21 protein-coding genes are annotated in these 20,101 nt (G+C 68.2%); 16 read left to right on the plus strand and 5 right to left on the minus strand.

Annotated features, from left to right (window positions below; all coding sequences use genetic code 11):
• Positions 1–42 precede the first annotated feature (42 nt).
• The 6 genes from QGN30_RS06240 to QGN30_RS06265 are packed head-to-tail and all read left to right on the plus strand — an operon-like array spanning position 43 to position 5,762.
• Positions 43–798: a deoxyribonuclease IV gene (locus QGN30_RS06240; RefSeq protein ID WP_014381137.1), complete on the plus strand. Its 756-nt coding sequence runs from the start codon at positions 43–45 to the stop codon at positions 796–798.
• Positions 799–825: 27 nt separating this feature from the next.
• Complete coding sequence (locus QGN30_RS06245) at positions 826–1,665, plus strand: alpha/beta hydrolase family esterase (RefSeq protein WP_014381136.1); 840 nt, start codon at positions 826–828, stop codon at positions 1,663–1,665.
• A gap of 47 nt (positions 1,666–1,712) precedes the next feature.
• The gene (locus tag QGN30_RS06250; protein ID WP_014381135.1) at positions 1,713–3,341 is read left to right on the plus strand and encodes an acyl-CoA dehydrogenase family protein; all 1,629 of its coding nucleotides are present in this window, start codon (positions 1,713–1,715) and stop codon (positions 3,339–3,341) included.
• Entirely contained in the window at positions 3,338–4,276 is a 939-nt protein-coding gene (locus QGN30_RS06255) for a crotonase/enoyl-CoA hydratase family protein (RefSeq protein WP_008260861.1), read from the plus strand. The genes QGN30_RS06250 and QGN30_RS06255 overlap by 4 nt, the downstream gene beginning before the upstream one ends.
• A gap of 2 nt (positions 4,277–4,278) precedes the next feature.
• Complete coding sequence (locus tag QGN30_RS06260) at positions 4,279–4,998, plus strand: PaaX family transcriptional regulator C-terminal domain-containing protein (RefSeq protein ID WP_136245657.1); 720 nt, start codon at positions 4,279–4,281, stop codon at positions 4,996–4,998.
• Entirely contained in the window at positions 4,995–5,762 is a 768-nt protein-coding gene (locus QGN30_RS06265; RefSeq protein ID WP_009957066.1) for a crotonase/enoyl-CoA hydratase family protein, read from the plus strand. Before QGN30_RS06260 ends, QGN30_RS06265 begins: the two co-directional genes overlap by 4 nt.
• 39 nt (positions 5,763–5,801) lie before the next feature.
• Here the strand turns inward: QGN30_RS06265 and QGN30_RS06270 are convergent, their stop codons facing one another.
• Together QGN30_RS06270 and QGN30_RS06275 are read right to left on the minus strand one after the other, a co-directional pair.
• Positions 5,802–6,260, minus strand: coding sequence for a DUF3060 domain-containing protein (locus tag QGN30_RS06270; protein ID WP_014942921.1), 459 nt, complete (start codon positions 6,258–6,260; stop codon positions 5,802–5,804).
• A gap of 29 nt (positions 6,261–6,289) precedes the next feature.
• A complete protein-coding gene (locus QGN30_RS06275) occupies positions 6,290–6,667 on the minus strand; it encodes a DUF3060 domain-containing protein (protein WP_014381131.1) in 378 nt (125 codons plus the stop codon).
• Between the two features lie 196 nt (positions 6,668–6,863).
• On the opposite strand from QGN30_RS06275, the gene QGN30_RS06280 reads away from it, so the two are divergent.
• The 9 genes from QGN30_RS06280 (at position 6,864) to QGN30_RS06320 (ending at position 16,073) form a co-directional block, all read left to right on the plus strand.
• Positions 6,864–7,508: a TetR/AcrR family transcriptional regulator gene (locus QGN30_RS06280; protein ID WP_008260853.1), complete on the plus strand. Its 645-nt coding sequence runs from the start codon at positions 6,864–6,866 to the stop codon at positions 7,506–7,508.
• A 256-nt stretch (positions 7,509–7,764) separates the two neighbouring features.
• The gene (gene rpsL / locus QGN30_RS06285) at positions 7,765–8,139 is read left to right on the plus strand and encodes a 30S ribosomal protein S12 (RefSeq protein WP_007767794.1); all 375 of its coding nucleotides are present in this window, start codon (positions 7,765–7,767) and stop codon (positions 8,137–8,139) included.
• Positions 8,139–8,609: a 30S ribosomal protein S7 gene (gene rpsG, locus QGN30_RS06290; protein ID WP_008260850.1), complete on the plus strand. Its 471-nt coding sequence runs from the start codon at positions 8,139–8,141 to the stop codon at positions 8,607–8,609. The genes rpsL and rpsG overlap by 1 nt, the downstream gene beginning before the upstream one ends.
• An 81-nt stretch (positions 8,610–8,690) precedes the next feature.
• Complete coding sequence (gene fusA, locus QGN30_RS06295) at positions 8,691–10,796, plus strand: elongation factor G (RefSeq protein WP_014383304.1); 2,106 nt, start codon at positions 8,691–8,693, stop codon at positions 10,794–10,796.
• A 110-nt stretch (positions 10,797–10,906) separates the two neighbouring features.
• Positions 10,907–12,097 carry an elongation factor Tu gene (gene tuf, locus QGN30_RS06300; RefSeq protein ID WP_008260847.1) on the plus strand — a complete coding sequence of 397 codons (1,191 nt, stop codon included), beginning with the start codon at positions 10,907–10,909 and terminating at the stop codon, positions 12,095–12,097.
• 171 nt (positions 12,098–12,268) lie between these two features.
• Positions 12,269–13,009 carry a PE family protein gene (locus tag QGN30_RS06305; protein ID WP_169716665.1) on the plus strand — a complete coding sequence of 247 codons (741 nt, stop codon included), beginning with the start codon at positions 12,269–12,271 and terminating at the stop codon, positions 13,007–13,009.
• A gap of 92 nt (positions 13,010–13,101) precedes the next feature.
• Complete coding sequence (locus tag QGN30_RS06310; protein WP_009956325.1) at positions 13,102–13,950, plus strand: SHOCT domain-containing protein; 849 nt, start codon at positions 13,102–13,104, stop codon at positions 13,948–13,950.
• 91 nt (positions 13,951–14,041) lie between these two features.
• Positions 14,042–14,860 (plus strand): mycofactocin-coupled SDR family oxidoreductase, encoded by an 819-nt coding sequence (locus QGN30_RS06315; RefSeq protein WP_014942919.1) that lies wholly within the window; start codon positions 14,042–14,044, stop codon positions 14,858–14,860.
• Positions 14,861–14,885: 25 nt separating this feature from the next.
• Positions 14,886–16,073 carry an NAD(P)/FAD-dependent oxidoreductase gene (locus tag QGN30_RS06320; protein WP_038537576.1) on the plus strand — a complete coding sequence of 396 codons (1,188 nt, stop codon included), beginning with the start codon at positions 14,886–14,888 and terminating at the stop codon, positions 16,071–16,073.
• A 7-nt stretch (positions 16,074–16,080) separates the two neighbouring features.
• Here QGN30_RS06320 and QGN30_RS06325 read toward each other — a convergent pair whose 3' ends face one another.
• On the minus strand, positions 16,081–16,908 hold the full coding sequence (locus QGN30_RS06325; RefSeq protein ID WP_009956322.1) for an inositol monophosphatase family protein: 828 nt from the start codon (positions 16,906–16,908) through the stop codon (positions 16,081–16,083).
• A 567-nt stretch (positions 16,909–17,475) separates the two neighbouring features.
• Here QGN30_RS06325 and QGN30_RS06330 point away from each other — a divergent pair.
• Positions 17,476–18,336 (plus strand): aldo/keto reductase, encoded by an 861-nt coding sequence (locus QGN30_RS06330; protein WP_014381127.1) that lies wholly within the window; start codon positions 17,476–17,478, stop codon positions 18,334–18,336.
• A gap of 62 nt (positions 18,337–18,398) precedes the next feature.
• Here QGN30_RS06330 and QGN30_RS06335 read toward each other — a convergent pair whose 3' ends face one another.
• Both QGN30_RS06335 and mftR read right to left on the minus strand, forming a co-directional pair.
• Positions 18,399–19,442 carry a DUF2332 domain-containing protein gene (locus QGN30_RS06335; protein WP_201358780.1) on the minus strand — a complete coding sequence of 348 codons (1,044 nt, stop codon included), beginning with the start codon at positions 19,440–19,442 and terminating at the stop codon, positions 18,399–18,401.
• Complete coding sequence (mftR, locus tag QGN30_RS06340; RefSeq protein WP_009957101.1) at positions 19,439–20,032, minus strand: mycofactocin system transcriptional regulator; 594 nt, start codon at positions 20,030–20,032, stop codon at positions 19,439–19,441. Before mftR ends, QGN30_RS06335 begins: the two co-directional genes overlap by 4 nt.
• Between the last annotated feature and the right edge of the window lie 69 nt (positions 20,033–20,101).

Raw genomic sequence — 20,101 nt, forward strand, 5'->3', positions numbered from 1 at the left:
GCACTCTCGCCGCCGTCAGGACCCCTCACTACACTGGCCACCGTGCTCATCGGTTCGCATGTCCACCAGGATGACCCGCTGGCCGCCGCGCAGGCCGACGGCGCCGACGTCGTCCAGTTCTTCCTCGGCAACCCGCAGAGCTGGAAGAAGCCCAAGCCGCGTGACGACGCCGAGGCGCTCAAGGCGTCGACCATCCCGCTCTACATCCACGCGCCCTACCTGATCAACGTGGCCTCGGCCAACAACCGGGTCCGCATCCCGTCGCGCAAGATCCTGCAGGACACCTGCGACGCGGCCGCGGCGATCAACGCGACGGCGGTGATCGTGCACGGCGGCCACGCCGACGACAACGACATGGACGCCGGCTTCGAACGGTGGGTCAAGGCCCTGGACTACCTGGAAACGGACGTGCCGGTCTACCTGGAGAACACCGCCGGCGGCGACCACGCGATGGCCCGCCACTTCGACACCATCGGCCGGCTGTGGGATCACATCGGCGACAAGGGAATTGGGTTCTGCCTGGACACCTGCCACGCCTGGGCCGCCGGCGAGCAGCTGATCGACGCGGTCGACCGCATCAAGGCGCTGACCGGCCGCATCGACCTGGTGCACTGCAACGACTCGAGGGACGCGGCGGGCTCCGGCGCCGACCGGCACGCCAACTTCGGCACCGGCCAGATCGATCCCGAGCTGCTCGCCGCGGTGGTCAAGGCCGCCGACGCCCCGGTGATCTGCGAAACCGCCGACGAGGGCCGCAAGGACGACATCGCGTTCCTGCGGGAGAAAACGGGCGGCTGAGCGCGGGCCAGCGCTTACCTTTGATCCATGCTGCGCCGGCTGGCCACGATCTCGGGTGTCGTCCTGGTGCTCGCGGGCTGCTTCCCCGGGGTCGCCAACGCGCCGACGGGCTTCGTGACCGGCACCAGCGTCCACCACCTCAAGGTCGGCGATCTCGATCGCAGCTATCGGCTGTACAAGCCCGCGGGAGTGGCGGCCTCGGCCCCGCTCGTGGTCATGATGCACGGCGTGTCGGGAAGCGCCAGGGAAGCCGAAAAGGACTACCACTGGGACGGTTTGGCCGATTCGGGCAAGTTCGTCGTCGCCTACCCGGACGGCCTCGACCACGCCTGGAACGTCGACGGCCAAACCTGCTGCGGCCGGTCCGGGCGAGAAGGCGTGGATGACGTCGGTTTCATCAGCGCGGCCGTCGCCGACATCGCCAAGAACGTCGGCATCGACACCGCGAAGGTCTATGCCACCGGCATGAGCAACGGCGGCATCATGTCCTACACGCTGGCCTGCACCACGGAGATCTTCGCCGCGATCGGCCCGGTCGCGGGCACCCAGCTGAACGCCTGCCGCACGCCGCATCCGATGTCGGTCATGCACATTCACGGCACCGCGGACGAGCTGGTGCCCTACGGCGGCGGACCGGGCTACAGCGTGATCAACGGCCCGCCCGTGCCGAACGTGAACGCCTTCTGGCGCAACGTCGATCAGTGCGGCGCCCCGTCGGCCACCACCGACGGCCCGATCACCACCTCGACCGCGGGATGCGCCGACGGTCGCGGGGTCGTGCTCATCACGGTCGACCACGGCGACCACGAGTGGCCCGACTTCGCGACGCGACAACTGTGGGACTTCTTCGCCGCGCACCCGCGCTGATCATTACAGCTCTTGTGCAACTGTCGGAAAAATGTAACATTGATCCCATGTCGGACACCCATGTCGTCACCAACCAGGTCCCGCCCCTGGAAGACCACAACCCCGCCACCTCGGCGGTGCTCATCGAGGCCCTGATTCGCGAGGGAGGGCAGTGGGGCCTGGACGAGGTGAACGAGGTCGGCGCCCTGTCGGCCAGCCGCGAGGCGCAGCGCTGGGGCGAGCTCGCCGATCGCAACCGGCCCATCCTGCACACCCACGACCGCAACGGTCACCGGATCGACGAGGTCGAATACGACCCGGCGTACCACGAGCTGATGCGCGCGGCGATCACCCACGGCATGCACGCCGCGCCCTGGGCCGACGAGCGGCCGGGTGCGCACGTCGTGCGGGCCGCCAAGACCTCGGTGTGGACGGTCGAACCGGGGCACGTCTGCCCGATCTCGATGACGTATGCCGTGGTGCCCGCGCTGCGCTACAACCCCGAGCTGGCCAAGGTCTACGAGCCGCTGCTGACCTCCCGCGAATACGACCCGGAACTCCGGCCGGCCACCGCCAAGCCCGGCATCACGGCGGGCATGTCGATGACCGAGAAGCAGGGCGGCTCCGACGTGCGCGCCGGCACCACGCAGGCCACCCCCAACGCCGACGGCACCTACAGCCTGACGGGCCACAAGTGGTTCACCTCGGCGCCGATGTGTGACATCTTCCTGGTGCTCGCGCAGGCGCCCGGAGGGTTGTCGTGCTTCATGCTGCCGCGCGTGCTGCCCGACGGCACCCGCAACCGGATGTTTTTGCAGCGCCTCAAGGACAAGCTCGGCAACCACGCCAACGCCTCGAGCGAGGTCGAATACGACGGCGCGATCGCGTGGCTGGTGGGCGAGGAGGGCCGCGGCGTGCCGACCATCATCGAGATGGTCAACCTCACCCGGCTGGACTGCACGCTGGGCAGCGCCACCAGCATGCGCACCGGTTTGACCCGCGCGATCTACCACGCCCAGCACCGAAAGGCCTTCGGCGCCTACCTCATTGACCAGCCGCTGATGCGCAACGTGCTGGCCGATTTGGCCGTCGAGGCGGAGGCGGCCACCATGGTCGCGATGCGGATGGCCGGCGCCACCGACAAGGCGGTGCGCGGCGACGAGACCGAGGCGCTGCTGCGCCGGATCGGCCTGGCCGCCAGCAAGTACTGGGTGTGCAAGCGCTCCACCCCGCACGCCGCCGAAGCCTTGGAATGCCTGGGCGGCAACGGCTATGTGGAGGACTCCGGCATGCCGCGGCTGTACCGGGAGGCGCCGCTGATGGGCATCTGGGAGGGCTCGGGCAACGTCAGCGCGCTGGATACGTTGCGCGCTACCGCAACTCGTCCCGAATGCGTCGAGGTGCTGTTCGACGAAATCGCCGAGAGCGCGGGCCAGGACCCGCGCCTGGGCAACCATGTCGCGCGGCTGCGCGCCGACCTGGCCAACCTGGAGACCATCGCCTACCGCGGCCGCAAGGTCGCCGAGGACATCTGCCTGGCGCTGCAGGGCTCGCTGCTGGTGCGCCACGGGCACCCCGCCGTCGCCGAGGCGTTCCTGACGACCCGGCTCGACCGCCGGTGGGGCGGCGCGTTCGGCACCATGCCCGACGGGCTCGACCTCGCGCCGATTCTCGAGCGTGCTCTAGTAAAGGGATGACTCACGCGATCAGGCCGGTCGACTTCGACAACCTGAAGACGATGACCTATGAGGTCACCGACCGGGTCGCCCGGATCACGTTCAACCGGCCGGAGAAGGGCAACGCGATCGTCGCGGACACGCCGCTGGAGCTCTCGGCGCTGGTGGAGCGCGCCGACCTCGACCCGAATGTGCACGTCATCCTGGTGTCCGGTCGCGGCGAGGGATTCTGCGCGGGTTTCGACTTGAGCGCCTACGCCGATCGCACCGGCTCGGCCGGCGGCACCGGCGCGTACGCGGGCACCGTGCTGGACGGAAAGACCCAGGCGGTCAACCATCTGGCGGATCAGCCGTGGGACCCGATGATCGATTACCAGATGATGAGCCGCTTCGTGCGAGGCTTTTCCAGCCTCATGCACGCCGACAAGCCCACGGTGGTCAAGATCCACGGCTACTGCGTGGCCGGGGGCACCGACATCGCGCTGCACGCCGACCAGGTGATCGCCGCCGCCGACGCCAAGATCGGCTACCCGCCCACCCGGGTGTGGGGCGTGCCGGCGGCCGGCCTGTGGGCGCACCGGCTCGGCGACGCGCGCGCGAAAAGGCTGCTGTTCACCGGCGATTGCATCACCGGCGCGCAGGCCGCCGAGTGGGGGTGGGCGGTCGAGGCGCCGGATCCGGCGGACCTCGACGAGCGCACCGAGCGGCTGGTCGAGCGGATCGCCGCGGTGCCGGTCAATCAGCTGATCATGGTCAAGCTCGCGCTGAATTCCGCCCTGCTGCAACAGGGTGTGGCCACCAGCAGGATGGTCAGCACGGTGTTCGACGGTGTCGCCCGGCACACGCCCGAGGGCCACGCGTTCGTCGCCGACGCGGTCGAGCACGGATTCCGTGAGGCGGTGCGGCATCGCGACGAACCCTTCGGCGACCACGGCCGCCGGGCGTCCGGGGTATAGCGATGCCGGACATGACGGCGCGGTCGGTGGTGCTCAGCGTGCTGCTCGGCGCCCACCCGGCGCGCGCCCGCGCCAGCGAACTGGTCAGGCTCACTTCCGATTTCGGCATCAAGGAGTCGACGCTGCGAGTGGCGCTGACCCGGATGGTCGGCGCGGGCGACCTGGTCCGCAACGCCGACGGCTACCAGCTCTCGGACCGCCTGCTCGCCCGCCAGCGGCGCCAGGACGATGCCATCGACCCGCGCGTGCGTCCCTGGCGCGGGGAGTGGGTCACCCTGGTCGTGACCAGCGTGGGGGACGACGCACGCACCCGGGCCGCGCTGCGAACCGCCATGCACGACAAGCGTTTTGGTGAGCTGCGCGAGGGGGTGTGGATGCGCCCCGACAACATCGACGCGGAGCTCGGCCCCGACGTCGCCGCTCGGGTCCGGGTGCTGCGGGCGCGCGACGGCGACCCCGCCGAGCTGGCCGCGCAGCTGTGGGACCTGCCCGCCTGGGCACAGGCCGGGCACCGGTTGCTCGACGACATGGCCGCCGCGCCGGACATTCCCGGCCGTTTCGTGGTGGCCGCCGCGACCGTCCGGCACCTGCTCACCGACCCGGTCCTGCCCGACGAACTCCTGCCGGCCGACTGGCCCGGGGGCCGGCTGCGGGCGGCCTACCATGACTTCGCCGCTGAGCTGCTGCGGCGGCGCGAACCACTATGTGCGGAGGCGAGATGAGCGATCCGGTGCGCGTCGAGCGCAACGGCCGGGTGACCACCGTGATCATCGACCGGCCGGGGGCGCGCAACGCGGTCAACGGCCCGACGGCCGCCGCGCTCTATGCGGCGTTCGAGGAGTTCGACCGCGACGACACCGCGTCGGTCGCCGTGCTGTGGGGCGACGGCGGAACGTTCTGTGCCGGAGCCGATTTGAAGGCGTTCGGCACACCCGTCGCCAACGCCGTGCACCGGAGTGGCCCGGGCCCGATGGGCCCGACGCGGATGGTGCTGTCCAAGCCCGTCATCGCCGCGGTCAGCGGCTACGCCGTCGCCGGCGGCCTCGAGTTGGCCATCTGGTGTGATCTGCGGGTGGTCGAGGAGGACGCCGTGTTCGGGGTGTTCTGCCGGCGCTGGGGTGTTCCCCTGATCGACGGGGGCACGGTGCGGCTGCCGCGCCTGATCGGCCACAGCCGCGCGATGGACATGATCCTCACCGGCCGCGCCGTGGCCGCCGACGAAGCCGAGGCCATCGGGCTGGCGAACCGGGTGGTCCCCAAGGGCCAATCGCGCCGGGCCGCAGAGGAATTGGCGGCACAACTGTCGGCGCTGCCGCAGCAGTGCCTGCGCTCGGACCGGCTCTCGGCGCTACACCAATGGGGGGCAACGGAATCCGAGGCGCTCGACTTCGAATTCGCCAGCATCTCCCGGGTCGCCGCCGAGGCGAACGAAGGGGCCGGGCGGTTCGCCGCCGGCGCGGGGCGTCACGGCGCGGCCGCCGATTGAGGGCGCGTTAGCCGCCGATCAAGGCCGGGGAGCCGCCGGTCAGCTGCCCTTGTTGATCGTGTTGTCCGAGCCGAGGTTGTCGACCTTGGGATCGCCGTCTTTGTAGGTGATGGTGTTGTTCATCCCGAGCACGGTGATGCGCTTCTCGACCTTGTCGAGGGTGATCTTGTTGTTGGTGCCGCCGATGTTCACCGTCGAGCAGCTGCCGGTGACGGTCAGGGTGTTGTCCGAACCGGCCACGTTCAGCGACTTGCCGGTGGCGCAGTCGAGGTTGGTGGTGGTGCCCATCGATCCGTAGTTCACCGTGTTGCCGATCTCGAGGGACGCGGTGGTGCTCGCGCCGCTCGATCCCGTCGTCGGCGCGGCGCCGGCACTGGTCGTCGGGCTGCTCTTCGTCGTGGTGGTGGAGGAGCCCGCCGGCGGGTTGGCCGTCGAGCTGCAGCCGGCCAGCACCAGGATCGCGGCGGCCGGTGCCAGGGCGAAGGTGTGCACACGCATCGTTGTTTGATTCCCCTCGGTATGGTGCCTCAGCCCGGCACCTGCTGGAGCCGGTTGGTCATGCCCAGTTCGCGGCCCCGGTCCCACAGGAACGGCTGACCGCCCTTGTAGAGCACGGTCTGGTCGTGGCCGTACACCGTGATGTCGTGCGAAACCGAGTCGGCGATAACGACATTCGACGAACCCATCACCGTCACGGCGTAGCAGTTGCCCAGCGCGGTGACCGTCAGGAACGAGCCGTTGACCAGCAGCGTGGCGTCGTTGCAGTCGACCGTCTGCTCCATGTCCTCCCCGATGACATGGGTGTCGCCGTTCTTGGCCTGCGCCAGCCCCGGCACGGCCGCGAAACCGGCGACGACGGCGACGGCGCACGTGGCCAACGACCCGGCGACAGTTGTCCACTTCACTGCGGGCCCCCTCTTGGACGGGTCGTCTGCTCGAATGAGCCAAGCATGACATTACGTGCATTCGCCCGCCCGATGGCAGATTTTCTTTTGGTTTGCCGGGCGCTCATGCCCCTGCGGGGAGATTAATGTCTGAACGGTCGTCAACTAGAGTCATTAGTTAACCGCAACCCGTTCCCGCGATCGAAGGGCGACCGCCATGGCAGCTCAACCGGAATCGCCGTCGGCGGCCGGGCGCCAACGCGCGGGACGGCCCGGTTCGCGCCCGACCAAGCTCAGCCGGGAAGGGATCATCGACGGCGCGCTGACGTTCCTGGACCGCGAGGGCTGGGACGCCCTGACCATCAACGCGCTGGCGACGCAGTTGGGCACCAAGGGGCCGTCGCTGTACAACCACGTGGACAGCCTGGAGGACTTGCGCCGGGCGGTCCGGATCCGGGTGATCGACGACATCATCATGATGCTCAACCGGGTGGGCGAGGGCCGCGCCCGCGACGACGCGGTGCTCGTCATGGCCGGCGCGTACCGCAGCTACGCCCACCACCACCCGGGCCGCTACTCGGCCTTCACCCGGATGCCGCTGGGTGGCGAAGACGCCGAGTACGCGGCGGCGACCCGCAGCGCGGCCGCCCCGGTGATCGCCGTGCTGTCCTCCTACGGCCTCGACGGCGCCGAAGCCTTCCACGCCGCGCTGGAGTTCTGGTCCGCGATGCATGGCTTCGTGTTGCTCGAGATGACCGGCGTCATGGACGACATCGACACCGACGTGTTGTTCTCCGACATGGTGCTGCGCCTGGCGGCGGGTCTGGAACGGCGCACCGCCCACGACGGCGCCAGGGGCTAGGCCCCCTTGCGATCGCCGCTTTGACCTGCGAGACCGGCGGCGGGTATTGTGGTTCCTCGTGCCTGGCGGCTTACGGCGCCTAACCGTAAGGAAGTGAATGCCGGGCGAATTCGCGTGTCCACCATGCATCGGACTTAGTCCGGTGCGCAGCGCATGCGACACACCCGGCCGCGGGGTGAAGCGGACGGTCATAACTGCAGTACACAGACTTGAAGACGCCAGAAATATGCCGAACACGAACAGAGAAAGCCGGTAGATGCCAACCATTCAGCAGCTGGTCCGCAAGGGTCGCCGGGACAAGGTCGCCAAGGTCAAGACCGCGGCGCTCAAGGGCAGCCCGCAGCGCCGTGGCGTATGCACCCGCGTGTACACCACCACTCCGAAGAAGCCGAACTCCGCTCTTCGGAAGGTCGCCCGCGTGAAGCTGACGAGCCAGGTTGAGGTGACGGCCTACATCCCCGGCGAGGGACACAACCTGCAGGAGCACTCGATGGTGCTGGTGCGTGGTGGCCGGGTGAAGGACCTGCCCGGTGTCCGGTACAAGATCATCCGCGGTTCGCTCGACACCCAGGGCGTCAAGAACCGCAAGCAGGCTCGCAGCCGTTACGGCGCCAAGAAGGAGAAGAGCTGATGCCGCGCAAGGGGCCCGCGCCGAAGCGCCCGTTGGTCAACGACCCGGTCTACGGGTCGCAGCTGGTCACCCAGCTGGTGAACAAAGTCCTGCTGCAGGGGAAGAAATCGCTCGCCGAGCGCATTGTTTATGGTGCGCTCGAACAAGCCCGGGACAAGACGGGCACCGATCCCGTGATCACGCTCAAGCGTGCTCTCGACAACGTCAAGCCCGCCCTGGAGGTGCGCAGCCGCCGCGTCGGTGGTGCCACCTATCAGGTGCCGGTCGAGGTGCGTCCGGATCGGTCCACCACGCTGGCACTGCGCTGGCTGGTCAGCTTCTCGCGGCAACGCCGGGAGAAGACCATGGTCGAGCGCCTGGCAAACGAGATCCTGGATGCCAGCAACGGCCTGGGTGCCGCCGTCAAGCGACGCGAGGACACCCACAAGATGGCCGAGGCCAACCGCGCCTTCGCGCACTACCGCTGGTAGGTCTTTGCGGCCCGCGCGCCGGGGCGCTGGCCTGACCGCGACAGACAGCAATTAAGCAATCGAAAGAGTGGGAAGACTTCTGTGGCACAGAAGGACGTGCTGACCGACCTGACCAAGGTCCGCAACATCGGCATCATGGCGCACATCGACGCCGGCAAGACGACGACGACCGAGCGCATCCTCTACTACACCGGTATCAGCTACAAGATCGGTGAGGTGCACGACGGCGCCGCCACCATGGACTGGATGGAGCAGGAGCAGGAGCGGGGGATCACCATCACCTCCGCGGCCACCACCTGCTTCTGGAAAGACAACCAGATCAACATCATCGACACCCCCGGGCACGTCGACTTCACCGTGGAAGTCGAGCGCTCGCTGCGTGTCCTCGATGGCGCCGTCGCCGTCTTCGACGGCAAGGAGGGCGTGGAGCCGCAGTCCGAGCAGGTCTGGCGGCAGGCCGACAAGTACGACGTCCCGCGCATCTGCTTCGTCAACAAGATGGACAAGATCGGGGCCGACTTCTACTTCTCCGTGCGCACCATGGAGGAGCGCCTCGGCGCCAACGTCATCCCGATCCAGCTGCCCGTCGGCTCCGAGGGTGACTTCGAGGGCATCGTCGACCTGGTCGAGATGAACGCCAAGGTGTGGCGCGGCGAGACCAAGCTGGGCGAGACCTACGACACCATCGACATCCCGGACGAGCTGGCCGAGAAGGCCGAGGAGTACCGCACCAAGCTCCTCGAGGCGGTCGCCGAGACCGACGAGGCGCTGCTGGAGAAGTACCTGGGCGGCGAGGAACTGTCGATCGACGAGATCAAGGGTGCGCTGCGCAAGCTCACCATCAGCTCCGAGGCCTACCTGGTGCTGTGCGGCAGCGCGTTCAAGAACAAGGGCGTGCAGCCGATGCTGGACGCCGTCATCGACTACCTGCCCTCGCCGCTGGACGTGCCGCCGGCCGTCGGCCACGCGCCGGGCAAGGAGGACGAAGAGGTCACCCGCAAGCCGTCGACCGACGAGCCGTTCTCCGCGCTCGCGTTCAAGGTCGCCACGCACCCGTTCTTCGGCAAGCTGACCTACGTCCGGGTGTACTCCGGCAAGGTCGACTCCGGCAGCCAGGTCATCAACGCCACCAAGGGCAAGAAGGAGCGGCTGGGCAAGCTGTTCCAGATGCACTCCAACAAGGAGAACCCGGTGGAGACCGCCTCGGCGGGTCACATCTACGCGGTGATCGGGCTCAAAGACACCACCACCGGTGACACCCTGAGCGACCCGAACCAGCAGGTCGTGCTGGAGTCGATGACCTTCCCCGATCCGGTCATCGAGGTGGCCATCGAGCCCAAGACCAAGAGCGACCAGGAGAAGCTGTCGCTGTCGATCCAGAAGCTCGCCGAGGAGGACCCGACCTTCAAGGTGCACCTGGACCACGAGACCGGCCAGACGGTGATCGGCGGGATGGGCGAGCTGCACCTGGACATCCTGGTGGACCGGATGCGCCGCGAGTTCAAGGTCGAGGCCAACGTCGGCAAGCCGCAGGTGGCCTACAAGGAGACCATCCGCCGCAAGGTGGAGAACGTCGAGTTCACCCACAAGAAGCAGACGGGCGGCTCCGGCCAGTTCGCGAAGGTCATCATCAACCTCGAGCCGTTCACCGGCGAGGACGGCGCGACCTACGAGTTCGAGAACAAGGTCACCGGTGGGCGCATCCCGCGTGAGTACATCCCGTCGGTGGACGCGGGCGCGCAGGACGCCATGCAGTACGGTGTCCTGGCCGGTTACCCGCTGGTGAACATGAAGGTCACCCTGCTCGACGGGGCGTTCCACGAGGTCGACTCGTCGGAGATGGCCTTCAAGATCGCCGGTTCGCAGGTGCTGAAAAAGGCTGCGGCGCAAGCGCAGCCAGTCATCCTGGAACCGATCATGGCCGTCGAGGTCACCACGCCCGAGGACTACATGGGCGATGTGATCGGCGACCTGAACTCCCGCCGTGGCCAGATCCAGGCCATGGAGGAGCGGAGCGGTGCGCGCGTCGTGAAAGCGCATGTGCCGCTGTCGGAGATGTTCGGCTACGTCGGCGACCTGCGGTCCAAGACCCAAGGCCGGGCGAACTACTCCATGGTCTTCGACTCGTACGCCGAAGTGCCGGCGAACGTGTCAAAGGAGATCATCGCGAAGGCGACGGGCCAGTAAACATTCGCTCGGAGTAATCTTGCCGGGTCATTGGAATGCCTTGGGCGCGGCACAACTGAAAACACCAACACTGCTTTAACAAGCACCAACTAGTCCAGGAGGACACAGAAGTGGCGAAGGCGAAGTTCGAGCGGACGAAGCCGCACGTCAACATCGGGACCATTGGTCACGTTGACCACGGCAAGACCACGCTGACCGCGGCTATCACCAAGGTTCTGCACGACAAGTACCCGGACCTGAACGAGTCCCGCGCGTTCGACCAGATCGACAACGCGCCCGAGGAGCGTCAGCGCGGTATCACCATCAACATCTCCCACGTGGAGTACCAGACCGACAAGCGTCACTACGCCCACGTCGACGCCCCGGGTCACGCCGACTACATCAAGAACATGATCACCGGTGCGGCCCAGATGGACGGCGCGATCCTGGTGGTCGCCGCCACCGACGGCCCGATGCCGCAGACCCGTGAGCACGTGCTGCTCGCCCGTCAGGTCGGTGTGCCCTACATCCTGGTCGCCCTGAACAAGGCCGACATGGTCGACGACGAGGAGCTCCTCGAGCTCGTCGAGATGGAGGTCCGCGAGCTGCTGGCCGCCCAGGAGTTCGACGAGGACGCCCCGGTGGTGCGGGTCTCGGCGCTCAAGGCGCTCGAGGGCGACGCCAAGTGGGTCGAGTCCGTCGAGCAGCTGATGGAGGCCGTCGACGAGTCGATCCCGGACCCGGTCCGCGAGACGGAGAAGCCGTTCCTGATGCCGGTGGAGGACGTCTTCACCATCACCGGGCGTGGCACCGTGGTCACCGGTCGTGTCGAGCGCGGTGTGATCAACGTGAACGAGGAAGTCGAGATCGTCGGCATCCGCCCGACCAGCACCAAGACCACGGTCACCGGTGTGGAGATGTTCCGCAAGCTGCTCGACCAGGGCCAGGCCGGTGACAACGTCGGTCTGCTGCTGCGTGGTATCAAGCGTGAGGACGTCGAGCGCGGCCAGGTCGTGACCAAGCCCGGCACCACCACGCCGCACACCGAGTTCGAGGGCCAGGTCTACATCCTGTCCAAGGACGAGGGCGGCCGGCACACGCCGTTCTTCAACAACTACCGTCCGCAGTTCTACTTCCGCACCACCGACGTGACCGGTGTGGTGACGCTGCCGGAGGGCACCGAGATGGTGATGCCCGGTGACAACACCAACATCTCGGTGAAGCTGATCCAGCCCGTCGCCATGGACGACGGTCTGCGGTTCGCGATCCGCGAGGGTGGCCGCACCGTCGGCGCCGGCCGGGTCGTCAAGATCATCAAGTAGTTCGCTACTGAGTCAGGTCGAAGCCCGGATTGCCCACACGGCAATCCGGGCTTCGTCTGCTGTGCGCATCGCCTCGCCGGACCGGCGCGGAAATGATGCGGCCGCAGAGCGCCCTGCACTAGGATTTCGGCATAGTTCTCGGTGACCGTGAGGCGTGGCGGGGAGGTGCCGATGTCGTTCGTTCAAACGACTCCCGAATTCGTTGCGGCTGCCGCGACGGACCTGGCCAGGATCGGGACGACGATCACCTCCGCCAACACGGCGGCGATGGGGCCGACGTCGGCGGTGCTCGCCCCCGGCGCCGACGAGGTGTCGGCGAGCATCGCCGCCCTGTTCGACGCCCACTCCCAGGTCTATCAGGCACTCAGCGCCCAGGCGGCCGCCTTCCACAGCCAGTTCGTCCAGCTGATGAACGGCGGTGCGATGCAGTATGCCGCCGCCGAGGCGGCCAACGCGACGCCGCTGCAGACCGCGGCCGCGCCCGCATCGATGGCCGCGCAGGTACCGACGATGACGGCCGGCGCCATGAGCGCCTCCGCGCCGACCGCGCCCGCGGGGCCCCTGGCGGCGGCGGTGGCCCCGGCGGCCGCGGTGCCCGCACCGGCCGGCACGCCGGTCGCGGCGGCGCCGGTGGGGTCGGCGACGCTGGCCTCGGCCACCGCACCCGCCGGACCGGCGCGGGTGGCGACGCCGGCCTACGCACCGGCCGGGCCCGCGAGCACCGTCACGCCCGCGGCGTCGGCACCGACCGGCACGTCCGCCGCGCCGCCGGCACAGGTGGCGCCGCAGGCCTCCCCGGCCACGACGCTGCCGGTATCGCCGCGCACCGCCCCGCACTCGCCGGCGGGGACGCAGCCCGCGGCGCCCCCGGTGCGCCGGGTGCCGATCGTCCCGCCCGAATCGCTGGCGTGATCGCGGCCGAACCCGGTTTGCGCGTATCGCGTTCGCGGCGAGCCCCCGAGCGCTAATCTGACACAAATCCCCAGCAAGCCAAGGAGGGGCAAGTGTTAGCGCGCTACCTGAAGGCACAGTTGATCGTTTTGCTGTGCGGAGGCCTCGTGGGGCCGATTTTCCTGGTCGTGTATTTCGTCATGGGGCTCGACAGCCTGCTGCAGTGGATGTTCTACGTCGGCCTGCTGATCACCGCGGCCGACGTGCTGATCGCGCTCGCGCTGGCCAACTACGGCGCCAAGACGTCGGCGAAGGTGGCCGCCCTCGAACAGAGCGGCGTGCTGGCGCTCGCGCAGATCACCGGCATCACCGAAACGGGCACGTGGGTCAACAACCAGCAGGTCGTCAAGGTGCACCTGCACATCGCGGGGCCCGGGCTCCTGCCGTTCGACAGCGAAGACCGCGTGATCGCCAGCGTCACCCGGCTGGGCAACCTCAACGCCCGCAAGGTGGTCGTCCTGGTCAACCCCACCACCAACGAATACCGGATCGACTGGGAGCGAAGCGCTTTGGTCAACGGCCTGGTGCCCGCGCAGTTCACGGTGGCCGAGGACAACCGGACCTACGACCTGAGCGGGCAGGCGGGCCCGCTGATGGAGATCCTGCAGATCCTCAAGGCCAACAACGTTCCGCTCAACCGGATGGTCGACATCCGGTCGAACCCGGCGCTGCGCGGCCAGATCCAGGCGGTGGTGCGCCGGGCCGTCGAGCAGCAGTCATCGGCCGCCCAACCGGCGCCGGGCGCCCCGCCGTCCGCGGGCGCGGCGCCGTCGGCGGTCGTCACGCCGCCCGAACCGTCGATCGCCGCGCGGCTGCAGGAGCTGAACGATCTGCACGCGAGCGGCGCGCTCACCGACCAGGAATACAACAGCCGCCGCGCTGCGATCATCGCCGAAATCTAGGGACTCGTCCGCCCACCGGCGGCCGAATTAGAACACGTTTCAGTTCCGCTGCTAGCCTGGCTTGGTCTGTCGGCGGTTGAAGGGATTACACGTGGCTGGATCACTGCACGGGCGGGTGGCATTCATCACCGGGGCCGCCCGCGGCCAGGGGCGATCGCACGCGGTGCGGCTGGCCGCCGAGGGCGCCGACATCATCGCGCTCGACATCTGCGCGCCGGCATCGGCCAGCGTGACCTACCCGCCCGCCACGCCCGAGGACCTCGACGAGACCGCGCGCCTGGTGGAGGGGCAGGGGCGCAAGATCCTGACCCGCGTCCTCGACGTCCGCGACGACGCCGCGCTGCGGGAGCTGGTGGCCGACGGGATGGAACAGTTCGGCCGGCTCGACATCGTGGTCGCCAACGCGGGAGTGCTGAGCTGGGGCCGCGTCTGGGAGCTCACCGACGAGCAGTGGGACGCCGTCATCGGGGTCAACCTGACCGGCACCTGGCGCACGCTGCGCGCCACCGTGCCCGCGATGATCGAGGCGGGCAACGGCGGTTCCATCGTCGTGGTCAGCTCCTCGGCGGGGCTCAAGGCCACACCGGGCAACGGCCACTACTCGGCCAGCAAGCACGGGCTCACCGCGCTCACCAACACCCTCGCGATCGAGCTCGGCGAATACGGCATCCGGGTCAACTCGATCCATCCGTACTCGGTCGAAACCCCGATGATCGAGCCCGAAGCGATGATGGAGATCTTCGGCAGGCATCCCAGCTTCGTGCACAGCTTCCCGCCAATGCCGGTGCAGCCCAACGGCTTCATGACGGCCGACGAAGTCGCCGACGTCGTGGCGTGGCTCGCCGGCGACGGGTCCGGCACACTGACCGGCACGCAGATCCCGGTAGATAAGGGTGCCCTAAAGTACTGACCGGCCACCGTGCTAAGAACTCCACGTGAGTACTGACGCGAGCGCCACCAACGGAATCGTGATCGTCGGCGGCGGATTGGCCGCCGCCCGCACCGCCGAGCAGCTGCGGAAATCGGAGTATTCCGGGCCCATCACGCTCGTCAGCGACGAGGTCCACCTGCCGTATGACCGCCCGCCGCTGTCGAAAGAGGTGCTGCGCAAAGAGGTCGACGACACCGCGCTCAAACCGCGCGAGTGGTACGACGAGAACGACATCACCCTGCGGCTGGGATCGGCCGCGACAAGCCTGGACACCGCGGCGCAGACGGTGACGCTCGACGACGGGACGACGCTTCGCTACGACGAACTCGTCATCGCAACCGGGCTGGTACCGCGACGCATCCCGTCGATCCCCGACCTCGAGGGCATCCGGGTGCTGCGCTCGTTCGACGAGTCCCTGGCGCTGCGCGAGCACGCGTCCGCGGCGCAGCGCGCCGTCGTCATCGGCGCCGGCTTCATCGGCTGCGAGGTGGCGGCCAGCCTGCGCAGCCTGGGGGTGGACGTGGTGCTGGTGGAGCCCCAGCCCGCTCCGCTGGCCGCGGTGCTCGGCGAACAGATCGGTGAGCTGGTGGCCCGGCTGCACCGCGCCGAAGGCGTCGACGTCCGGCTCGGGGTCGGCGTGGCGGAGGTGCGCGGTGACACGCGCGTCGAGGCGGTGGTGTTGAGCGACGGCACCGAGTTGGCGGCCGACGTGGTGGTGGTCGGCATCGGGTCGCGCCCGGCGACCGAATGGCTCGAGGGCAGCGGAGTTGACGTCGACAACGGCGTCATCTGCGACGAGGCCGGGCGCACCAGCGCGCCGAACGTGTGGGCGCTCGGGGATGTCGCGTCGTGGCGTGACGCGACGGGACACCAAGGGCGCGTGGAACATTGGAGCAATGTCGCCGATCAGGCCCGCGCCGTGGTGCCCGCGATGCTGGGGCAGGACGTGCCCACCGCGGTGGTGGTTCCCTACTTCTGGAGCGACCAATACGACGTCAAGATCCAGTGCCTGGGTGAGCCGGAGGCCGACGACATCGTGCACGTCGTCGAGGACGACGGTCGCAAGTTCCTGGCCTACTACGAACGCGACGGCGCCCTGGCAGGCGTGGTCGGCGGCGGGATGCCCGGCAAGGTCATGAAGATGCGCGCCAAAATCGCTGCGGCCGTGCCTATTTCGGAAGTGCTGGGCTGAGCCTTCGCTAGCCGACGGCGGTCGCGTACCGGTCGCCGACGTTCTCGGTGTTGCGGATCACCGTCGCGAGTTGCTCGGCGATGCCCGGCGCGCTGATGACCGTCGACGCGGACTTGTGGGTGTGGGGATTGCCCTGGGCGTCTGTGAGCTGCGCCCCCGCTTCCCGGGCGATCAGGGTCCCCGCTGCGGTGTCCCAGGGCTTGTTGGACATCATCACGCAGGCGTCGAGGGCGCCCTCGGCGACGAACGCGAGGTCCAGGGTCGCCGCCCCGATCATGCGGATGCGCTCGACCCGCGGCACCAGCTCGGCGGTGAGCGCCAGCCGGTGCTCGTTCAGCCTGCCGGCGTCGTGGCCGACGGCGTAGTCGCCGAGCGACACGATGGCCCCGCTGAGGCTGTCGGCGGCGCTGGCGTTGATCCGCTGGCCGCCCAGGAAAGCGCCCTTGCCCTCGATGGCGTGGTAGGTCTTGCCGAGCAGGGGAGCGTGGGTGACCGCGACCACGGTGCGCCCGGTGCGCATCAGCGCCAGTGATACGGCGCACAACGGCAGCCCGTGGACGAAGTTCGACGTTCCGTCGATGGGGTCGAGTACCCAGAGCCACTCGGAGGTTTCGATGTCCGGCTGTTGCTCGGACTCTTCGGCCAACAGTGGGATCTCGGGTGTGGTTTGGGCCAGGTAGTCGGCGATGTCACGCTGGATCGCGAGGTCGATGTCGGTGACCAGGTCACGGTCTCCCTTGTGCTGCACCGAGCTCGGCTGTGATTTCTTGAGCGTGGCGGCACCGATTTGCGTTGCTTGCCAGGCAATTTCGAAAAGCTCTTGCATTGTCTTCATGCGACAGACTTGCCTCGCTTCCAGGGGTAGCGCGTGGTCGCGTCTCTCGAGGATAGGGGACAGGTGATTTCACATCACAGTCGCATCACGGTATATCACGTTCGCATCACGACGCAGCTATGTCCGTTCCCCCGGGAGTGAAACACGCACCATTGTCGGTGTTTTCGCCGGTAAGGCGCCTGCCCCAGGGAGAATTACGCTGAAATCGGTGATGCGCCACAACGCAATTCGATGGTGTTGCACATCACATCGGTTTGAGGTTTCGTTTGTCTTCGTCGAGGGCACCGGGCGCTCGTGTTTGCGGTGTCACAAAATTGCCAAAATTCCATCGCCAATCTTATTGTGCTGGAAAGACGTAACTTCTGAGCTCGCGTTTTTTTGCTAATGCGACGTCGACCGCCTCGGTCCGGGCGCCGTCCGCCCGGCTCGGTTATTGTCACCAAGCGAACGATGTATGGGGCCCATACGCACCAGAAGGGGTTGGCATAAGCCGCCTGGTGTGTTGTCCCTGAATCGTTTACGTCGAAGAAACCCCACACCCCAACCTGGCAGGCAGGTGATTGAAAAGTGACAGTGATTGATGAGATATACAGCGCTTCCAGCGTGATTCCGACCGTCGCTCTCAACGACGAGGCGAAGATGCCCGTACTCGGCTTGGGCGTAGCCAAATTGTCCGATGAGGAGACGGAAAGCTCGGTACTCGCGGCCCTGGAGGCTGGCTGCCGCCTCATCGACACCGCTGCCTCGTACGGAAACGAAGAAGCCGTCGGGCGGGCGATCGCCGCGTCGGGCATCCCGCGTGAGGAGTTGTTCGTCGCCACCAAGCTGGGCACCTCGAGGCAGGGCTTCCAGAGTGCCCAGGAGTCGTGCAAGGAGAGCCTGGACCGTCTTGGGCTGGATTACCTCGACCTCTACCTGATCCACTGGCCGGCGCCGAAGCTGGGCAAGTACGTGGAGAGCTTCGAGGGCATGAAGGTCGCCCGCGACGAGGGGCACGTCCGCTCGATCGGCGTCTGCAACTTCACCGAGGAACTGCTGGCGAACGTCATCGAGGAGACCGACGAGGTGCCCGCGGTGAACCAGGTCGAGCTGCACCCGCGCCTCAACCAGGCCGAGCTGCGCCAGGCGCACGCCCAGCACGACGTGACCACGCAGTCCTACAGCCCGCTGGGCGTCGGCAAGATGCTCGAGGACCCGACCGTGACGGCGATCGCCGCCGAGTACGGCCGCACGCCGGCGCAGGTGCTGGTCCGGTGGAACCTGCAGTTGGACAACGTGGTCGTCTCGCGGTCGTCCAAGCCCGAGCGCGTGGCCCAGAACCTCGACGTGTTCGACTTCACTTTGGAGCCCGAGCACATGGAGGCCATCAACGGATTGCACGACGGCACCCGGGTGCTGCACGATCCGATGACCTTCATGGGGACCTAGTACACGCAACGTCAATGTGGCCGAATTGCCGGGCATAGTCCGGCAATTCGGCCGCATGCGTTTTACCGCCAGTGCACCGGCGGGCCGTGCGGGTGGCATTCGCCCAGCACGCGCGATTGGCCGGCCGGCCAGCTGCGGGCGCACACCTCGAACCTGATCGGGGTGCCGGGCCCATCGCTCGCCGGCTCCATCGTGAGGTGGGCGAACGGTGAGCGCGCGCCGGCCCGTGCGGCCAGCGCGTCCACGTGGGCGCGCACGGCGTCGCGCTCGTCGGCCGACAGGTATTGCCAGGTGATGGAATGCCAGAGGACGGTGAGCGCGCCGTCGGCCACCCGCAGGCCGGCGACCGCGCCGGCCGCCGTCCGGCGTTCGAGCCGGGCCGGGACCCGGCGGGCCACCTCGATGGCCCCGCGCAGCCGGGCCAGCCGCGCGGCCTGGTCGGGCCAGACGTAGCTCAGCACGGTCAGCTCCCCGTCGGTGTCGCCGACGTCGATCGGCGCGATGTCGTAGCCACACCGCTCGGCGATCCGCACGTCACGCCCGGGCGGCAGCGCGCCGCGCCACGCGTCGTCGATGGCCACCGGCGAGTCGGGCGGCCCCCACTGGCTCCCGGCGAACCGGTAAAGGTAGTGGTCGGCTCGCAGGTTCAGCCCCGCGCTCGACCCGATCTCGAAAAGCCTTATCGGCAAACCGGATTGTTTGAGGTGCAGCAAGCCGCCGATCAGTGCGGCCGATCGACCCACCTCGTTGGTCTGCGGGGGTTGATCCAGCGCCGCGCGCAGCGCATCGGCGTGGCCGGCCGCGGCGTCGCGGATCTGAGGCCAGGCCGCTCCGGCGTTCCAGCTCCCGCCGGTGCTGGGGTACCAGCGGCGCAGGTGCGCCGCCCGGCCGTCGAGCACCAGCCGGTGCAGCCCGCCGAGCAGCCGAAGCGGCACCGCGTCGCGCGAGGGGGCGTGGCGGTGCCGGGACAGGATGGCCGCGAACACGCCGCCGGCTTCGACGTCGGCGGCCACCAGCTCGAACAGCTCGCCGTACATCGCGGAGCCCGACGAGGCGCAGAACCTGCCCTGGGCGCGCAGCGTGTGCGCCAGGTGCTCGACGCTCAAGTGTCCAGCTCGTTGAGCCCCGCGCCGACCACGTCGAAGGCATTGCCCAGGGCGACCGGCAGCGGGACGGACTCATCGCTGAGCCAGTGTTCGTAGGCCGACAGCGCCACCCCCAGCATCGTCCAGGCGGCGGTCTGCGGCAGCAGGTCGGTTGTCTTGCAATCGCAACGGCGGGCCACGAACCCGGCGATCACCTCGCGCCAGCCGGCGTACATCGTCATCGAATACGCCTGCAGCTCAGCGGTTTGCAGGATCACCCGCATGCGCTGGCGATGGCGGGCGGTCTCGGACTCGTCAAAGGTGTTGAACGCCAACAACGCCGCGCGCAGGGCATCGCCCAGGCGCACCCGGGAATCCACGTTGTCGAGCAGGTCGCGGAGGTGGGCGAGGTGAGTGTCGAAATCGCCCCACGGGATGGCGTTCTTGGACGCGTAGTAGCGAAAGAGCGTGCGGCGGGAGATGCCGGCGGCGTGGGCGACGTCGTCGACGCTCACGTCGGCGAAACCGCGGGCGGTGAACAGGTCGATGGCCACGTCGGTGATATGGGCCGGCGTGGTCGAGCGGCGCCTGCCCACCCGCGGCTGCGGCATCTTCGGACCCCGCCCTTCCATTTCGGCACTCGATGCCATATTCTGGCGGCGAGTGTGACTCAGACCCCA

The sequence above is a fragment of the Mycobacterium sp. 3-98 genome (assembly GCF_035918355.1).
Taxonomy (GTDB): Bacteria; Actinomycetota; Actinomycetes; order Mycobacteriales; family Mycobacteriaceae; genus Mycobacterium; species Mycobacterium intracellulare.